General features: G+C 70.6%; 17 protein-coding genes. 10 read left to right on the plus strand and 7 right to left on the minus strand.

The window, feature by feature from the left end:
- The first annotated feature begins 278 nt into the window (after nucleotides 1-278).
- The 6 genes from infA to rplQ all read left to right on the plus strand — a co-directional run bounded on the left by infA (nucleotide 279) and on the right by rplQ (nucleotide 3,422).
- Nucleotides 279-500, plus strand: coding sequence for a translation initiation factor IF-1 (gene infA, locus JX005_RS15840; protein ID WP_018171468.1), 222 nt, complete (start codon nucleotides 279-281; stop codon nucleotides 498-500).
- Nucleotides 501-575: 75 nt separating this feature from the next.
- Entirely contained in the window at nucleotides 576-692 is a 117-nt protein-coding gene (gene rpmJ / locus JX005_RS15845; protein ID WP_005050492.1) for a 50S ribosomal protein L36, read from the plus strand.
- 156 nt (nucleotides 693-848) lie between these two features.
- Nucleotides 849-1,223 (plus strand): 30S ribosomal protein S13, encoded by a 375-nt coding sequence (gene rpsM, locus JX005_RS15850; RefSeq protein ID WP_214468593.1) that lies wholly within the window; start codon nucleotides 849-851, stop codon nucleotides 1,221-1,223.
- Nucleotides 1,224-1,262: 39 nt separating this feature from the next.
- On the plus strand, nucleotides 1,263-1,661 hold the full coding sequence (rpsK, locus tag JX005_RS15855) for a 30S ribosomal protein S11 (RefSeq protein WP_056117708.1): 399 nt from the start codon (nucleotides 1,263-1,265) through the stop codon (nucleotides 1,659-1,661).
- A gap of 168 nt (nucleotides 1,662-1,829) precedes the next feature.
- Entirely contained in the window at nucleotides 1,830-2,819 is a 990-nt protein-coding gene (locus JX005_RS15860; RefSeq protein ID WP_214468594.1) for a DNA-directed RNA polymerase subunit alpha, read from the plus strand.
- 42 nt (nucleotides 2,820-2,861) lie between these two features.
- The gene (gene rplQ, locus JX005_RS15865; RefSeq protein WP_214468595.1) at nucleotides 2,862-3,422 is read left to right on the plus strand and encodes a 50S ribosomal protein L17; all 561 of its coding nucleotides are present in this window, start codon (nucleotides 2,862-2,864) and stop codon (nucleotides 3,420-3,422) included.
- 145 nt (nucleotides 3,423-3,567) lie between these two features.
- Here the strand turns inward: rplQ and JX005_RS15870 are convergent, their stop codons facing one another.
- Nucleotides 3,568-5,658, minus strand: a complete 2,091-nt coding sequence (locus tag JX005_RS15870) for an acyltransferase family protein (protein WP_214468596.1) — start codon at nucleotides 5,656-5,658, stop codon at nucleotides 3,568-3,570.
- Nucleotides 5,659-5,727: 69 nt separating this feature from the next.
- Here JX005_RS15870 and JX005_RS15875 point away from each other — a divergent pair, with 69 nt between their 5' ends.
- A complete protein-coding gene (locus JX005_RS15875) occupies nucleotides 5,728-6,579 on the plus strand; it encodes a tRNA pseudouridine synthase A (RefSeq protein ID WP_214468597.1) in 852 nt (283 codons plus the stop codon).
- 24 nt (nucleotides 6,580-6,603) lie between these two features.
- Here the strand turns inward: JX005_RS15875 and JX005_RS15880 are convergent, their stop codons facing one another.
- Both JX005_RS15880 and JX005_RS15885 read right to left on the minus strand, forming a co-directional pair.
- On the minus strand, nucleotides 6,604-7,773 hold the full coding sequence (locus JX005_RS15880) for a nucleotidyl cyclase domain-containing protein (protein ID WP_214468598.1): 1,170 nt from the start codon (nucleotides 7,771-7,773) through the stop codon (nucleotides 6,604-6,606).
- Entirely contained in the window at nucleotides 7,770-9,425 is a 1,656-nt protein-coding gene (locus JX005_RS15885; protein ID WP_214468599.1) for a sensor histidine kinase, read from the minus strand. Before JX005_RS15885 ends, JX005_RS15880 begins: the two co-directional genes overlap by 4 nt.
- A 179-nt stretch (nucleotides 9,426-9,604) precedes the next feature.
- Here JX005_RS15885 and JX005_RS15890 point away from each other — a divergent pair, with 179 nt between their 5' ends.
- Nucleotides 9,605-10,081 carry a glycosyltransferase gene (locus JX005_RS15890; protein WP_214468600.1) on the plus strand — a complete coding sequence of 159 codons (477 nt, stop codon included), beginning with the start codon at nucleotides 9,605-9,607 and terminating at the stop codon, nucleotides 10,079-10,081.
- A 103-nt stretch (nucleotides 10,082-10,184) separates the two neighbouring features.
- On the opposite strand, the gene JX005_RS15895 is transcribed toward JX005_RS15890, so the two are convergent.
- A complete protein-coding gene (locus tag JX005_RS15895; protein ID WP_214468601.1) occupies nucleotides 10,185-11,057 on the minus strand; it encodes a response regulator transcription factor in 873 nt (290 codons plus the stop codon).
- A 197-nt stretch (nucleotides 11,058-11,254) separates the two neighbouring features.
- Here JX005_RS15895 and JX005_RS15900 point away from each other — a divergent pair, with 197 nt between their 5' ends.
- Nucleotides 11,255-11,968: an endonuclease/exonuclease/phosphatase family protein gene (locus JX005_RS15900; RefSeq protein ID WP_214468602.1), complete on the plus strand. Its 714-nt coding sequence runs from the start codon at nucleotides 11,255-11,257 to the stop codon at nucleotides 11,966-11,968.
- On the opposite strand, the gene JX005_RS15905 is transcribed toward JX005_RS15900, so the two are convergent.
- The 3 genes from JX005_RS15905 to JX005_RS15915 form a co-directional block, all read right to left on the minus strand.
- A complete protein-coding gene (locus tag JX005_RS15905) occupies nucleotides 11,887-12,387 on the minus strand; it encodes a hypothetical protein (RefSeq protein ID WP_214468603.1) in 501 nt (166 codons plus the stop codon). The two genes, JX005_RS15900 and JX005_RS15905, sit on opposite strands and share 82 nt — an antisense overlap.
- A 148-nt stretch (nucleotides 12,388-12,535) precedes the next feature.
- Entirely contained in the window at nucleotides 12,536-13,840 is a 1,305-nt protein-coding gene (locus tag JX005_RS15910) for a UDP-glucose dehydrogenase family protein (protein WP_214468604.1), read from the minus strand.
- A gap of 73 nt (nucleotides 13,841-13,913) precedes the next feature.
- Nucleotides 13,914-14,765: a hypothetical protein gene (locus tag JX005_RS15915; RefSeq protein ID WP_214468605.1), complete on the minus strand. Its 852-nt coding sequence runs from the start codon at nucleotides 14,763-14,765 to the stop codon at nucleotides 13,914-13,916.
- Between the two features lie 101 nt (nucleotides 14,766-14,866).
- On the opposite strand from JX005_RS15915, the gene JX005_RS15920 reads away from it, so the two are divergent.
- Nucleotides 14,867-15,332, plus strand: a 466-nt coding sequence (locus JX005_RS15920; protein ID WP_214468606.1) for a hypothetical protein, incomplete at its 3' end; no start/stop codon positions are given.

Here is a 15,332-nt window from a genome sequence, read left to right on the forward strand (position 1 = left end):
GCGCCGCCCCCCCAACCTGGGGGGGAACTCCCCCCGCCGCCCCCGCCCCTCCCGCCCCTTGGCCCGTGAGACGACGCATCCGCAACGAGACGTCAGCCGCCGAGCGTCGTCTCGTCGCACCTGTGCGGTCTCGCGCGGGCGGTGCCGCATCGGTTTGCCGAGGCATCCGATATCACGTATGCTTGATCTTTGGTGCGTTGCGCCTCAATCGGCGTGTCCGAGCACCACAATCCCATCCACCGCAGACCGACCGGTCTGCAAAAAGTGATAGCGAGCGTATGGCGAAGAAAGACGGTGTCATCGAGATCGAGGGCGTCGTGTCCGAGGCTCTCCCGAACGCGATGTTCCGCGTCGAGTTGAGCAATGGGCACAAGGTCCTCGCGACGATCTCCGGCAAGATGCGGCAGAACTACATCCGCATCATCCCCGAGGACCGTGTGGTCGTGGAGCTCAGCCCCTATGACCTCACCCGCGGGCGCATCGTCTACCGCTACCGCTAGACCGGTCGAGAAGTAACGCCCCACTCCCGGGTTGAGATATCCGGGGTGCCGGCGAAGACAGCGAAACAGGAAATCATGAAGGTCAACCCCTCAGTCAAGCCCATCTGCGACCACTGCAAGGTCATCCGCCGCCACGGTCGCGTCATGGTCATCTGCAAGTCGAACCCGCGTCACAAGCAGCGCCAGGGTTGATTCGCAGAGCGAGTCGAAACCTCGCGACGCACGACAGAACTCCATAACTGAACACATCACAGGCAGCGTCAGAACCTCTCAGGAGGGGACACCTCGGGCTGGGGGCCCGGGCACCGATGCTGCTCCACACCTCCACTCACTCCCTAGGAGAACCGCATGGCACGTCTTGCCGGCGTAGACATCCCGCGCGACAAGCGCGTGGTGATCGCCCTCACCTACATCTACGGCGTTGGCCGTACCCGCTCGAACGAGATCCTCAAGGCGACGGAGATCGACGAGAACATCCGCGTCAAGGACCTCAGCGACGACCAGCTCATCGCGCTCCGCGACCACATCGAGGCCAACTTCAAGGTCGAGGGTGACCTCCGCCGTGAGGTGGCCGCCGACATCCGCCGCAAGGTCGAGATCGGCTCGTACGAGGGCCTGCGCCACCGCCGCGGCCTCCCGGTGCGCGGTCAGCGCACCAAGACGAACGCGCGCACCCGCAAGGGACCGAAGCGCACCGTCGCCGGCAAGAAGAAGGCGCGCTAGGCCTCCGCCGGCGCCTCAAGGATTTAGGGAGCAAAGCACATGGCACAGGCCAAGACCGCTGCGCGCAAGCCGCGCCGCAAGGAGAAGAAGAACATCGCGCTGGGCCAGGCCCACATCAAGTCGACGTTCAACAACACGATCGTCTCGATCACCGACCCCTCGGGCGCTGTCATCAGCTGGGCCTCGTCGGGTGGCGTGGGCTTCAAGGGCTCGCGCAAGTCGACCCCGTACGCCGCTGGTATGGCCGCCGAGTCGGCTGCCCGCCAGGCGCAGGAGCACGGTGTCAAGAAGGTCGACGTCTTCGTGAAGGGCCCGGGCTCGGGCCGCGAGACTGCGATTCGCTCGCTCCAGGCCGCAGGCCTCGAGGTCGGATCGATCCAGGACGTGACGCCGCAGGCCCACAACGGCTGCCGTCCGCCCAAGCGCCGCCGCGTCTGATCTTCGGAGCCGGGGCACCTGAAACGGTGCCCCGGCTACCGCACGCTTCGGCGTCCTCGTGCTCTCCGGCCGCTCCGCGGCCCGGATCACCGGACGCCCTGAGAAAAACTCAACACCTCACCCACCGCACGTGTCATATAGCGGGCACGTGATCGAAAGGAACACATAGTGCTCATCGCACAGCGTCCCACTCTGACCGAGGAAAAGGTCGGGGAGTTCCGCAGCCGCTTCATCATCGAGCCGCTGGAGCCCGGCTTCGGCTACACGATCGGCAACGCGCTGCGTCGCAGCCTCCTGTCCTCCATCCCCGGCGCAGCCGTGACGTCGATCCGCATCGACGGCGTCCTCCACGAGTTCAGCACCATTCCGGGTGTCAAGGAGGATGTCACCGAGATCATCCTCAACATCAAGCAGCTGGTCGTCTCCAGCGAGCGCGACGAGCCCATCACCGCGTACCTGCGCAAGACCGGCGCCGGTGAGGTCACCGCCGCCGACATCTCGGCTCCGGCCGGTGTCGAGGTGCACAACCCCGAGCTCGTCATCGCGACGCTGAACGACACCGCGAAGTTCGAGCTCGAGCTCACCATCGAGCGCGGTCGCGGCTACGTGTCGGCGACGCAGAACCGCAACGAGTACGCCGAGGCCGGTCAGATCCCGATCGACTCGATCTACTCGCCGGTGCTCAAGGTCAGCTACCGCGTCGAGGCCACCCGTGCCGGCGAGCGCACCGACTTCGACAAGCTCGTCCTGGACGTCGAGTCGAAGCCGTCGATGGCGCCCCGCGACGCCGTCGCTTCGGCCGGTCGCACCCTGACGGAGCTCTTCGGCCTGGCCCGTGAGCTCAACGTCGAGGCCGAGGGCATCGAGATCGGCCCGGCGCCGGTCGAGACCGTCCTCTCGAACGAGCTGTCGATGCCGATCGAAGACCTCGACCTGTCGGTCCGCTCGTACAACTGCCTCAAGCGCGAGGGCATCAACACCGTGTCGGAGCTCGTCGCCCTGTCCGAGACGCAGCTCATGAACATCCGCAACTTCGGTCAGAAGTCGGTCGACGAGGTGCGCGACAAGCTCGTCTCGCTCGGCCTGTCGCTCAAGGACTCGGTTCCCGGGTTCGACGGCGCGCACTTCTACGGCGGCTACGACGACGAGACCGTCTGAGTATCCGGACCCCCGACCGAATTCATCCTGGAGTAACTGAGAATGCCTAAGCCCACGAAGGGTCCCCGCCTCGGAGGCGGCCCCGCACACGAGCGCCTGCTGCTTGCGAACCTCGCCGCTGCGCTGTTCACGCACAAGTCGATCAAGACGACCGAGACGAAGGCCAAGCGCCTGCGTCCGCTCGCCGAGCGCCTGATCACGTTCGCCAAGCGCGGCGACCTGCACGCGCGTCGTCGCGTGCTGTCGGTCATCGGTGACAAGGAAGTCGTGCACGTCCTGTTCACCGAGATCGCTCCGCTGGTCGCCGACCGTGAGGGCGGCTACACCCGCATCACGAAGGTCGGCAACCGCAAGGGCGACAACGCGCCCATGGCCGTGATCGAGCTCGTCCTCGAGCCCGTCACCCCCAAGGCGAAGTCGGCCAAGAAGACGGCCAAGGCGGCTGCGGCCGCTCCGGCTGCCGACGAGTCCGCCGAGGTCGAGGAGGCCCCCGTGTCCGACGAATCCACCGAGGGCGGCGCCGAGTCGCAGGAGGAGGGCGCTGCCGCCGAGGCTGCGGCCGAGGAGGCCGTCGAGGCTCCCGCCGAGGAGAAGTCCGAGTAATCGGGCCGCCGGGCGCAGCAGCCCGGCAGGTCGCAGCGTCCGCGCCGCGACCACCCTTGCACCGCGAGACCCGCGTGCCCTTCGGGGCCGCGGGTCTCGCTGCGCTAAACGCAGGAGAGCGGATGCCGCGGCATCCGCTTCTCGTCTATTCGGCGCTCGGGAGGGGTCGATGCGTGAGCCGCTCGTGCAGGCGCAGCTCGCTCTCGTACTGCTCCTGCGCGCGTTCACGCTCCACCGCGTCGATGCTGCGGGCGATGAGCTCGGCGAAGACCTCCGCGCCGCCGGCGCTCGGATGGATCGCGTCGCCGGCCAGCAGGTCGGTGCGGGCGCCGATGGCCGACGACCAGTCCGCGACGACCACGCCGGGGTGCGCCTTCGCGAATGCGGCGAGGTCGGCGTTGACGCCGGGGATCCAGTCGCGGGGCGCGTGCGCATTGACCAGGATCAGGTGCCGGTCGGGCCCCGCGATCTCCGCCATGCGCGCGAGCGCGTCCGCGTCGACGGGGCCGTTCGTGCCGAGCGCCACCACGACGTAGTTGCGCAGCTCTCCCCTCGACGCGAGGCCCTCGAGGAGGCCGGGGCCCGCCCAGGCTGAGCGGGACACCTCGGCGTCGACCTGGATGCCCGGAAGCCGCTCGAAGAGCGCGGGCACGGACGCCAGCATCACCGAGTCGCCCACGGCGCTGATCTCGGCGCCGGTCACCGGCGTGGGCTGCGGCATCGGCGACGGCTTCGTCGTGAGCGGACCGCCCGTCGGCGCAGGCGCCGGAGTCGCTGCCGCGGGCGACGAGGATGCGGCAGCGGGCGTGAGGGCGGGCGCGGGAGTCGCCGCCGGGCCGGCGCTCCGCCTGGCGCGGTCGAGCGCAGCCTGGCCGGCGGCCACGGCGCTCTCGCCCGACGACTCCGACGGTGCGGCGGCGATCGCGGCCGAAGTGCCGCCGAGCACGAGCACGCCGGCCGTGACGACGCCGAGCGCCCGCAGCCGGCCGCGGCTGTCGGCGCGCACGAGATCCCGCAGGCGCCGCAGCGCGGCGACGAACCCGAGCCTCCGCACAGGGGTCTCGACGAAGCGGTACGACGCCTCGGCGGCGATCAGGGTCAGCGCGAGCACGCCGAGGCCGATCCACACGGGAACGTTGCCGCTCGCGACGGGGACGGCTGCTGCCGCGAGCACCAGCAGCGGCCAGTGCCACAGATAGATGCCGTACGAGCGATCGCCGACCCACCGCAGCGGCCGGGCGTCGAGGGCCGGACCGAACCACGATCCGGGCCAGACCCCCGCGGTGATGGCGAGCGCGGTGAACAGGCTCGCCGCCAGCAGGGATCCCGGGAAGGTGGCCGCTCCGTCACCGGCCGGCAGCGACGCGCAGACGGCGATGCCCGCGAGCGACGCGATGCCGAGCGAGCCGGTGACGGTGCGCGCCGCCCGCGAGCCGACCCACGCCGCACGCGTCGCCGTGGCCGTGCGGGTGACCGACGGCGGCATCACGATCGTCCACCCGGCCGGCGGGGTGACAGCCGGGATCGGTGCGGGCGCGTCGTCTCGCGCCGGTCGGTCCAGGAGCTCGTCGAGGACGAAGGCGAGCGCCACGCCCAGGAGGATGCCGAACGAGTGCGTGTCGGTGCCGAAGTACGCGCGGGTGACGTCGCCCCCGGTCCACACCACTGCGGCCATCCATCCGGCGGATGCCACGGCGAGACCCATGGCGACCGCTGCCCGTGCGCCGCGCCGCGGGAGCAGCAGGAACAGCGGCAGGATCAGCGGCCAGAGCACGTAGAACTGCTCCTCCACCGACAGCGACCAGAAGTTGCGGAAGAGCTCCGGCGCGGCTGATCCGAAGTAGCCGGCGTCGCCCGCGATCGACACCCAGTTGTAGCTGAAGGTGGCCGCGCCGAGCACCTGTTCGCCGAGGCGCACGAGCACATCGCCGCCGATCAGCCAGGCGATCGTCGAGCACACCGTGACCACCAGCGCCATTGCGGGCAGCAGGCGCCGTGCGCGTCTCACCCAGAAAGCACCGAGGCGGATGCGCCCGGTCGACCTGTGCTCGCGCAGCAGCAGGCTGGTGATCAGGAAGCCGCTGATGACGAAGAAGACGTCGACGCCGACGAAGCCCCCCGGCAGCAGCGCGGGCGGGAAGAGGTGATAGACCACGACGAGCACGACCGCGACCGCACGCAGGCCGTCGAGACCTGCGTAGCGGGAGGAGGTATGTGCTGGCGCGAGGGACGTCATGGGTTTCGTGGGGCGAGTTGCCATTCTAGGCCGGGTGCTGGCGCTCGGGTGGCGACATATGCTGGGGCGGTGCGGATCCGTCTCGACATCGCCTACGACGGCACGCACTTCCGGGGCTGGGCCCGACAGCCCGGCCTGCGAACGGTGCAGGAGACCCTCGAAGGGGCCCTCGGCCGCGTCCTCGGCGGCGATCCTCGCCTGGTGGTCGCCGGGCGCACCGATGCCGGGGTCCACGCGACCGGTCAGGTCGCGCACGTCGACCTCGACGAGGCCCAGAGTGAGCGGCTCTTCGCGCGCCGCCCGCGCGCCGGAGCCGACGCACCCGATCCGGTCGGCGCGCTGGCAGCTCGGCTCAGCGGAGTCGTCGGGGCGTACTCCGACGTCGTCGTCACCCGCACGGCCGCCGCTCCCGCGGGCTTCGACGCCCGCTTCTCCGCCGTGTGGCGCCGCTACGAGTACCGGGTCGCCGACAGCGTGTCGGGCTACGATCCGCTCGAGCGTCATCGCACCACCACGGTGCGCGCGGCGCTGGATGCGGAGGCGATGGATGCCGCGGCCCGCAGCCTCATCGGACTCCACGACTTCGCCGCCTACTGCAAGCCGCGCGACGAGGCGACGACCATCCGCACGCTCCTCGAATTCGACTGGCGTCGCGACCGTGACGGCGTCCTGCTCGCGCATGTGAGAGCCGACGCGTTCTGCCACAGCATGGTGCGGGCGCTCGTCGGCGGCTGCGTGGCGGTGGGGGAAGGACGCCTCGACGCCGACGATCTGCTCGACATCCGCGACGGACTCGAGCGCGTGCCGGAGGTGAAGGTCCTCGCGGCTCGAGGCCTCACCCTCACCGCGGTCGGCTATCCGGACGACGAGCTCCTCGCCCAGCGCGCCGAGCAGACCCGTGCCCGGCGCGATCGGGAGTGACGTCCGGCGCTCCCGACGACCCGCTCAGGATCGCTGGAGGGGATTGAGCAGACGGTCGGTGACGGTGACGCCGACCCGCTCCCACCGGTCTCCGCCGTTCTCGCTCGCCAGCGTCGCCGCTTCGCGCGCCATGTAGAGCAGGGCATCCAGGTCGTAGCCCACGACCGACACCGGAGCCCATCCGGCGCTCGCCGAGGGACGGATGGGCAGGCTCATGTCGACCTCGAGGTTCGAGATGCGCTCGAGCACGGCCCGCAGGTGGTCGCGCACCGCGGCGTCGCTGCGGGGGACCAGTACCACGGCGGTGCCCGGGCTCGGCGTGCCGACGTCGGCCTCGGCCGGGAAGACCTCGCGCACGGTGTCGAGGAAGCGCTGCGAGAGCTTGCCGAGCGCCGCTGACCCGCCCATCTGCCGGATCTCGGTCGCGTCGTCCAGCCGCAGGTAGACGAGCGACCACGGCTCGGCGGAGGCGCGCGCCCGCGTCAGCCGCTCCGTCGCCGTCAGCTCGAAGCGCTGCCAGCCTGCCGGCGCTTCGGAACCGCGGGCGAGCGGGGTGTCGCGCGTCGAGATGCCGACCACTGCGACCAGGGCGCAGGCCGTGTACGCCAGCATGCCGATCGAGGTGACGAGCCGGACGAGAGCGAGATCGTCGCCGGTCGTCGGCGGGAAGAGGAAGCCGGCGACCGCGTTCGCCGTGCCCACCGCGAAGAACGCGAGCGACATGATGGCGAACGGGAGGGTGATCCGATCGCGACGCGCGGAGACGCGCACCCAGTCGAAGAAGAACAGGCCGGCGCACACCGACGCGGCGAAGAACACTGCCCGATAGGCCGGGCTGAACCAGATCGTCTCACCGGCGGCCACGAGCAGGACCGCCGAGGCCGCGCCGATCACCGCACCGATCCACGGGAATGCCCGGACCCCCCACAGGGCGCGGAAGCCCGACCACAGCAGAGCCGGTGCGCCCATGAGGCACCCGAGGAAGATGCGGCGGACCGTCTCGGACTGCGCGATCTCGCCCGCGACCACGCCGAACGTCGACACCATGGCCAGTGCGAAGGCGAACGACCAGAACAGCGTCGCTCGCGAGGGCTTGGAGAGGAACGCGATGCCGATCGTGAGCATTGTGGCCAGCGTCGCGATCGCGGCCTGTGCGATGCCGAGCCCGGCGCTGATGTCGGCGATGTCCGTCACGAGCCCTTCCCCCCTGCGTCTGTCTTCTCGGGCGCGAACCGCGGCAGCTTCACGGTGACCGTCGTGCCCGAGCCGAGGTCGCTCTCGATGGTGAGCGTGCCGCCGTGCGCGGCGACGATCTCGCGCGTGATCCCGAGCCCGAGGCCCGTGCCGGACGCGGTGTCCTTGGCGGTGGACGTGCGGAAGTACGGCGTCATGATGTTCGGCAGGTCCTCGGCCGAGATCCCGATGCCCGTGTCGGACACGGTCAGGGAGACCGTGTCGCCGTCGAGGGCGCCGGCGATGCGCACGTCGCCGTCGCGCGGCGTGTACTTGATCGCGTTGCTCACGAGGTTGTCGATCACCTGGCGCATGCGGAATCCGTCGGCCGTCGCCGGAAGGGGCTCGTTCACGTCGAGCTGGATCACGACGTCGTGTGCGCTCGCCGTGGGGCGGAAGGAGTCGACCGAGTCCACCACGATCTGGCGCATGTCGATGTCGTCGTACGACTCGCGCCCCTCGAACGCGGTCCGCGAGGACTTGAGCATGCTGGACGTCATCTCCAGCACCCGCTCGCTCGCACGGAGGATCGTCTCGAGGCGTTCGCGGAGGCGCGGGCTGAGGTCGGGGTCCTCCAGTGCCAGATCGGCGTTGCCGATCATGACGGTGAGCGGGTGCTTCAGCTCGTGGGAGGCGATCGCCGACAGGCGCTCGCGCTCACGCTGGGCGTGGGTGATCGCCGTGACGTCGTACGCGAGAAGGAGCATGCTGGCGTCCTCCCGGCCGAGGCCGCTGAGCCGCTTCGAGCTCACGGAGAGGACCCGCCACTCGCCGCCGCCGGTGAAGACCCACACGCGGGCGTCGGTGAAGATCTCCCCCCGCGCCGCGCGAGCCAGTGGCCGCTCCGAGAGCGGCACGGGCATGCCGCGCAGACCGGTGTACTCGACGGACTTCGCCGGCTGGCTCGCATCGCGCGGATCGAGCCCGTACAGGCGGGCGTACGCGTCGTTCACCATGAGCACGGACCCGCCCGGCGACACCCGTGCCACGCCCGCGTCGACGCCGTTCAGGATCTCGTTGGTGCGGCGCTCCTGCTCGGATCGGCGGTCGAGCGTCTCCGCGAGGCGCCCCGCCTGGCGCTGCAGCACCCGCCGCAGGGCGCGCATCTGCCGCATCGCGAGGTGGGCGGTGATGCCGATGAAGCCGAGGGACAGCAGGACGATGAAGATGCGAAGGGCCGAATTGCTGTCGGGTGCGTTGGTCGAGTCGAGCAGGAGGATGACGCCGATGGTCGCGAGCACCGCACCGAGCACCGTGGCCGGGAAGTACATCGCCACCCACATGACCGGGAAGACCCACAGATACCCGAAGCGCAGCTCGGTGCCGCTGGCCATGAGGCCGATCGCGAGGGTGTCGAGGAACACCACGATCAGCACGGCTTCCCTCGGCAGGCGCGACCACGGCGCGGCGAGAGTCGCGACCGAGATGACGATGATCGCGAGGACGCCGACGACGAAATTCCACACCCCGAAGAGAGACGGCCGGAGGGCGACGACCAGCACGCCGATGATCACGACGCTCGCGGCGAGGACGAGCTGAGTCAGCCAGATCGAGCGCGTGCGCGTGTCCGGGGCGCCGAGCGCCTGCGTGTCCGCTAGCCCCCCGGTAGCCATGTGGAGATTCTACTGAGGGCCATCAGGCGGGATCGCGCCGACGCGTCGTGCGCGGCTTGCGCTTTCCTTGCGCGAACGTTGTGGAACAAGGGAGCGGATGTCGCGTTCGTTCGAAGGGGAGCTTGCGGTCGGCCGGGCAGAGTGGAACCCGTCAGCCAGACACCGACGAGAGACCCGAGATGACCGCCACCGCCCGCACCACCGCCGAGACCGCGCTCGACCGCGTGCCGGCGCACCGGGCGACCATCGGCTGCGTGATCGTCGCCTGCGACGTCGCGGAGTCCATCGCGGGCGTCCTCGATTCGCTCTTTCGTCAGACGCGCGTGCCGGACGTCATCCACGTCGTCGTGAGCAACACCTCGGACGCCACGGTGGAGATCGCCTCGCGCCACGCCGGCCGCCGCGACGTCGTGACGGCCCGCGGGCGGCAGGTCACGGAGGTGTTCGTGCACGACATCGGCCAGAAGCCCGAGGCGGGTGCCCTCGACTACGGCTGCACCCTGGTGGAGGGCTACGACTACCTGCTCGGCATCGACGGCGACACGGTCGTGGGCGAGCGGGCCACCGAGAATCTCGAGTCCGAGGCGATGTCCGACACGCAGACTCTCAGCATGTTCTTCAAGCTCATCCGACATGGGGGCGGATGCGACATCTGACGCGGACCCGAAACGCGTCGGAGAATCGGGCACTGGGGAGCCCGATGGGGGAAGTGAAGGGGCCATCCTTCTGGGGAGGGATGGCCCCTTCACTGCGTCCCGTTCATGCCTGCTCGGACGTGAGGCGATAGCCCACGCCGCGGACGGTCTCGATGTACCGCGGGCTGGTCGGGCTGTCGCCGAGCTTGCGCCGCAGATTCGTCATGTGCGCTTCGATAGCCCGCTTGTCCGCATCGCCGACGTAATAGCTCGTGACGTAGGACTCCCCGCGCAGCACGAGCGTCAGGTCGGCCTTGCTGCGCACACGTCGCTTCGACTCGAGGAGGGCCGCCAGGAGGTCGAACTCCGTGCGCGTGAGGTCGAGGTCTTCGCCGTCGATGAGCACGATCCGGTTCTCGGGGTGCAGGCTCAGGTCGCGGTGGACGAGCCACTCTCCGTCGCCCGCCGCTTCCCCGGATGACGCGCCGGATGACGCGGCGGCCGTTGCGGCGGCCTGCGCGTCGGTCTCCTCGGCACGCGCGATCGGCAGCGGCGCCGTCACGGGGCGTGCGCCGGGCGTCTCGGGGACGCTGCCCGCCGGCTGCGCCGGACCGGTGCGCGCGCGCCGCAGCAGCGCTTCCACGCGCGCTCGCAGCTCGCGCGGACGGAAGGGCTTCAGCAGATAGTCGTCGGCGCCGGCGCCCAGCCCGGCCACGACATCGGCCTCGTCCTGGAGCCCGGTGAGCATGATGATGTAGGTGTCGGACTGAGCGCGGATCCGGCGCGCCGCCTCGAACCCGTCGATTCCGGGCATCCTCACGTCGAGCGTCGTGAGGAGGGGCTTGTAGCTCAGCACGGCGCGTACTCCGTCGACGCCGTTGCCGACGGACACCGTGGTGAAGCCCGCGGATTCGAGCACCTCGGACAGGATGTGCCGGATCTCCGGATCGTCCTCGATGATGACCGCGGTCTTCACGTCATCGGCGGTACTGCTCATCTCGGCGTAGGCCTCTCACATCGGAGTTGTCATTCGCCCCAGCGGCCCCCAGCGCCGTCCGCGCGCCGCGCGGTCCTCCCGATGGTACACACCTCCGACCCGAAGGCCCCATGGCTTTCCCCGCGGCCATGAGTGTGCTGTACGTTCCCGGCCGGCGTGGCCCGGCGGGCGCCGATCCCTCGTATCGTGGTGCACACATGAAGGTCATCTCGTACAACCTCCGCAAGCACCGCGCGGTGGGCGAACTCGTTCAGCTGGTCGAGCGCCACGGCGCCGACGTGCTGTGCCTGCAGGAGGCCGACACCACCGACCTCCCCGACACCATCTCGGGGCTGCGCCTCGCGGACTCCACACAGCGCAACCGGCTGGGGCTCGCCGTGTACTACCGCGAGAACACCTACCGCGCGCTCGACGTCCGCGCACTCGCCCTCAAGAAGTCACTGCACGACCGCGTGCTCAAGCCGGCGGAGGAGCGCCTGCTCGGGGTGCGCCTGCACGACATCGACGAGGGTCGAGAGGTCATCGTCGCGTCCTTCCACGCTGCGCCCCTCACCGCGCTCAACTCACTGCGGCGGCACCAGATCCGCACCGCGCTCACCGAGCTCCAGAGCCTGGGCGAAGGACTCCCCGCCCTCATGGTGGGCGACTACAACTACCCGGTGTTCAAGGAGCACCTCGGGCAGAAGGTGCGCGAGCACGGGTATGAGCTGAACCTCAGCGATTCGCGCACCTACACGCGGTACCGGTTCTTCCGCGGTCACTACGACTTCGCCACGTCGGTGGGCTTCGAGATCGACCGTGTGCGCACGCTGCCCCAGGGGCTGAGCGATCACCTGCCCATTCTCGTGACGGCGCGTCCGCTCACCGGCGCTCGCCGGACGACGGAAGCCCCGCGCGCCGCGGCGTCCTGATCCGCGGCCGGAGCCGCCGAGAGCCAGGACAGGCCGCCGCCGCGCTTCTCCAGTGCTGCCGCGACCGTACGCGCGGCCTGCTCGAACTGCCGGGCGTCGGCCAAGGCGGACTGCCTGGCGACGACCTGCGCATCGGCTGCGGCGTAGGCGGCGCGCAGCCGCTCGCGATCGGCTTCGTCGAGCGTCAGGGGGTGGAGGTGCCGTTCGAGATCGAGCGCGGCGCGGGTTCGGGCGACTCGGCTGCGGCCGAGGGCGCGTTCGGCGAGCGCGACCTCCTCGGCGGCGTCGACGACCGCGGCGCGCAGCGCGGCCTCGATGTCGGCGGAGGCAGGGGCCAGTCCGTCGCCGGCAGCGGAGATGACGGAGGTCGTGCGGACGGTCGGCCGCGGGCCGCGCGGCGAAGCGGTGGAAGCGGGCATCGGGGTCTCCTCGATCGAGATGAGAGCATGCCTCGTCGGCGGGTCGACGACGGGCGTTGCTCAGAAGGAGCAGGCCGGGCGCCGTTTCGTACATCGACGTCGCATCTCGTCTCGCGAGGGCGGTCTCAGAGGTCCTGATCCGGTCGCGTCAGGGCCGGCCCATGCCGAGGTAGGTCCACCCGGCCGCGCGCCAGGCCGCGGCATCCCACCCGTTCCTGCCGTCGACCACCACCCGGCCGCCGGTGAGCGTGGAAGCGTGCTCGGGGGTGAGCTCGCGCCGGTACACGTCCCACTCGGTCACCAGCACGATGGCGTCGGCATCGCGGATCGCCTCGTCGCGGTCATCGACGTAGGAGAGCTGCGGATGCTGTCGCCGGGCGTTGTCCAGTGCCGCGGGGTCGGTCACCGTGACGACTGCCCCGAGCCCGCGCAGCCGCACGGCCACGTCGAGCGCGGGGGAGTCCCGGATGTCGTCGCTGTACGGCTTGAACGCGGCGCCGAGCAGTGTGATCCGCTTCTCGAAGACCGAGCCCCCGAGGCCCTCCACGACCAGCTCGACCGCGCGCTCACGGCGGCGGAGGTTGATCGCGTCGACCTCGCGAAGGAAGGCGATCGAGTCGCCGCGTCCGAGCTCCTCAGCCCGAGCCGCGAAGGCGCGGATGTCCTTGGGCAGGCATCCGCCCCCGAATCCGATGCCGGCGCCCAGGAAGCGGCGGCCGATCCGCACGTCGTGGCCGATCGCGTCCGCCAGCTGCGTGACGTCGGCGCCGGTCACCTCCGCGATCTCGGCCATGGCGTTGATGAAGGAGATCTTGGTCGCGAGGAAGGCGTTGGCCGCGACCTTCACGAGCTCGGCCGTGGCCCAGTCGGTCACGATGAAGGGCGTTCCCGCGGCGACGGCGGGGGCGTACACCGCCCGCAGCGCGTCGACGGCGCGCGTCGCGCCGGAGCGGACGCCGACGACGAGCCGGTCCGGCTCGATGGTGTCCTTGACCGCCCAGCCCTCCCGCAGGAACTCCGGGTTCCAGGCGAGCTCGGCTCCGGCCGCCTCGATGAGCGGCGCCAGGCGGGCGGCGGTGCCCACTGGGACCGTCGACTTCCCGGCGACGACGTCCCCTCGGCGCAGGTGGGGCAGCAGCTCGGCGACGGCCTCGTCGACGAAGGTGAGGTCGGCGGCGTGGCCGCCTCGCTGCTGCGGCGTTCCGACCGCGAGGAAATGGACGTCCGACCCGGCCGCGGCGGCGATGTCGGTCGTGAAGTGCAGCCGCCCGGACGCGGCACCGGCCTCGAGGAGCTCCTGAAGATCGGGCTCGAAGAACGGCGCGAGACCGCGCGACAGAGCGTCGACCTTCCCGGCGTCGACGTCGATGCCGACCACGTCGTGACCGATGGACGCCATCGCCGCCGCGTGGACGGCTCCGAGGTAGCCGCAGCCGATGACCGATAAGCGCATGATGTCCCTTCGCGGTGACCCCACCGCGCCCCAATTTTGTCAGAGTCCGTCGCCGAGGCGGCGACCCGAGGCGTCAGCCGGTGCTGGACACCCCGCGGATCGCCGGGTCGGCGTCGTTCCACTTCTCAATGCCCTGCACCACCCAGAACGCGAAGAAGAGAGTGAGGGCGCCCGCCTCGGCGAGCAGGACCACCGGCAGGCCGCGCGCGTCCGCCTGCGGCAGCAGCACGATGTAGATCACGAGGACGGCGGCCAGCGCGACGGCGATCGCGACATAGACGACGCGGAAGACCGCTGCCGGCGGCGCGTCCTGCCGTGGGAAGGCGTTGATCACTGCCACGGCGGCGAAGAGCGCGAAGAACGCGATAGTGGCGACGAAGTGGCCCTGGGCCAGGAAGGCGTCGCGCGCGAACAGCCAGGTCGCTCCGACGACGACCAGCACGGCGGTCGTCATCACGAGAGAGAACCTGACGTCGGCGAGCGCCACCTGCCCGAGCGCCGCCAGGAGGAGCGCGACCAGCACCGTGAGCCCGCCGACGATGAGATAGGTCGTCACGCCGTTCGCGGCATCCGCTTCGTATTCCGGCGGAAAGCAACGGACGGCGCAGGGTGCGACCACGCCGGGGACCGTGCCGGGGGACAGCGTGGTGGGAACGAGCGCGATCAGCGGCGCGAAGAGCGCCGCCGCATCGAGCAGCGCGCGTTCGGCGCCGCGTCCTGACAGGGCGACCAGGGCGAGGGCGACGGCGACGAGGGCGCCCACGAACGATGCCCGGGCCGGCGTGTAGAAGTAGTCGCTCACCGAGGGCAGCCAGCCGACGCCGGTCGAGGCCACCCCGACCGACGTGAAGATGACGACGACGGTGCCGGCGATCCCGATGCGCAGGTAGCGGTAGGTGCGCTGCGATGAGGTCGACGCGGCCATGGGGGTCACGATAGTCGGCGCGACGTGCCGAGGGCGGTCGGGCGGTCTATCCTGTGGAAGCGGCCGGCCGCCGCACTGGGCCGATCACGGGCGGAACTCGCATGCCAGCTCGACGCATCATCGCCGCCGGGGTCGCTTTCGCGATCGCCGGGGCTCTCCTCGTCGTGCCCACCGCGGCCGGCGCCGCGACGATCACGGATGCCGCGGTCACGGTGCCGCTCGAAGGCCTGCTGCGGATCGTCCCCGTCGAGTCCGGGCCCGAGCACACCACCCTCGACGCCGTCGATCAGCAGCGTGAGCCCGAGTCCGCTCCGACCGCCGCCGTCGAGATCACGCTCGTCACCGATGCCGGCACCGCCGTCGAGCTCGCCGTCGAAGACGTCGGCCCGCAGTGGGCGGATGCCGCGAGCGGCTCGCGCTTCGACGGCGAGGTGGCCGTGCCGGACGAGATCACCGGCGCCGTGGCCGACGAGGTCGCCGCGCGCGCCGTCGACCCCGCCGGGCCGGAGGCGGCTGCGATCGCCGCAGACATCGCCGCCACCGAAGACGTCGCGCTGACCGTCGTCG

The organism is Microbacterium flavescens (genome assembly GCF_018588945.1).
Classification (GTDB): Bacteria; Actinomycetota; Actinomycetes; order Actinomycetales; family Microbacteriaceae; genus Microbacterium; species Microbacterium flavescens.

Coding starts and splice junctions, on each gene's coding strand:
- JX005_RS15885 (WP_214468599.1), bottom strand. CDS start 9,425: ATGGCTACCGGGGGGCTAGCGGACACGCAGGCGCTCGGCGCCCCGGAC.
- rpmJ (WP_005050492.1), top strand. CDS start 576: ATGAAGGTCAACCCCTCAGTCAAGCCCATCTGCGACCACTGCAAGGTC.
- JX005_RS15915 (WP_214468605.1), bottom strand. CDS start 14,765: ATGGCCGCGTCGACCTCATCGCAGCGCACCTACCGCTACCTGCGCATC.
- JX005_RS15905 (WP_214468603.1), bottom strand. CDS start 12,387: ATGCCCGCTTCCACCGCTTCGCCGCGCGGCCCGCGGCCGACCGTCCGC.
- JX005_RS15890 (WP_214468600.1), top strand. CDS start 9,605: ATGACCGCCACCGCCCGCACCACCGCCGAGACCGCGCTCGACCGCGTG.
- JX005_RS15910 (WP_214468604.1), bottom strand. CDS start 13,840: ATGCGCTTATCGGTCATCGGCTGCGGCTACCTCGGAGCCGTCCACGCG.
- rpsK (WP_056117708.1), top strand. CDS start 1,263: ATGGCACAGGCCAAGACCGCTGCGCGCAAGCCGCGCCGCAAGGAGAAG.
- JX005_RS15895 (WP_214468601.1), bottom strand. CDS start 11,057: ATGAGCAGTACCGCCGATGACGTGAAGACCGCGGTCATCATCGAGGAC.
- JX005_RS15870 (WP_214468596.1), bottom strand. CDS start 5,658: ATGACGTCCCTCGCGCCAGCACATACCTCCTCCCGCTACGCAGGTCTC.
- infA (WP_018171468.1), top strand. CDS start 279: ATGGCGAAGAAAGACGGTGTCATCGAGATCGAGGGCGTCGTGTCCGAG.
- rplQ (WP_214468595.1), top strand. CDS start 2,862: ATGCCTAAGCCCACGAAGGGTCCCCGCCTCGGAGGCGGCCCCGCACAC.
- JX005_RS15900 (WP_214468602.1), top strand. CDS start 11,255: ATGAAGGTCATCTCGTACAACCTCCGCAAGCACCGCGCGGTGGGCGAA.
- rpsM (WP_214468593.1), top strand. CDS start 849: ATGGCACGTCTTGCCGGCGTAGACATCCCGCGCGACAAGCGCGTGGTG.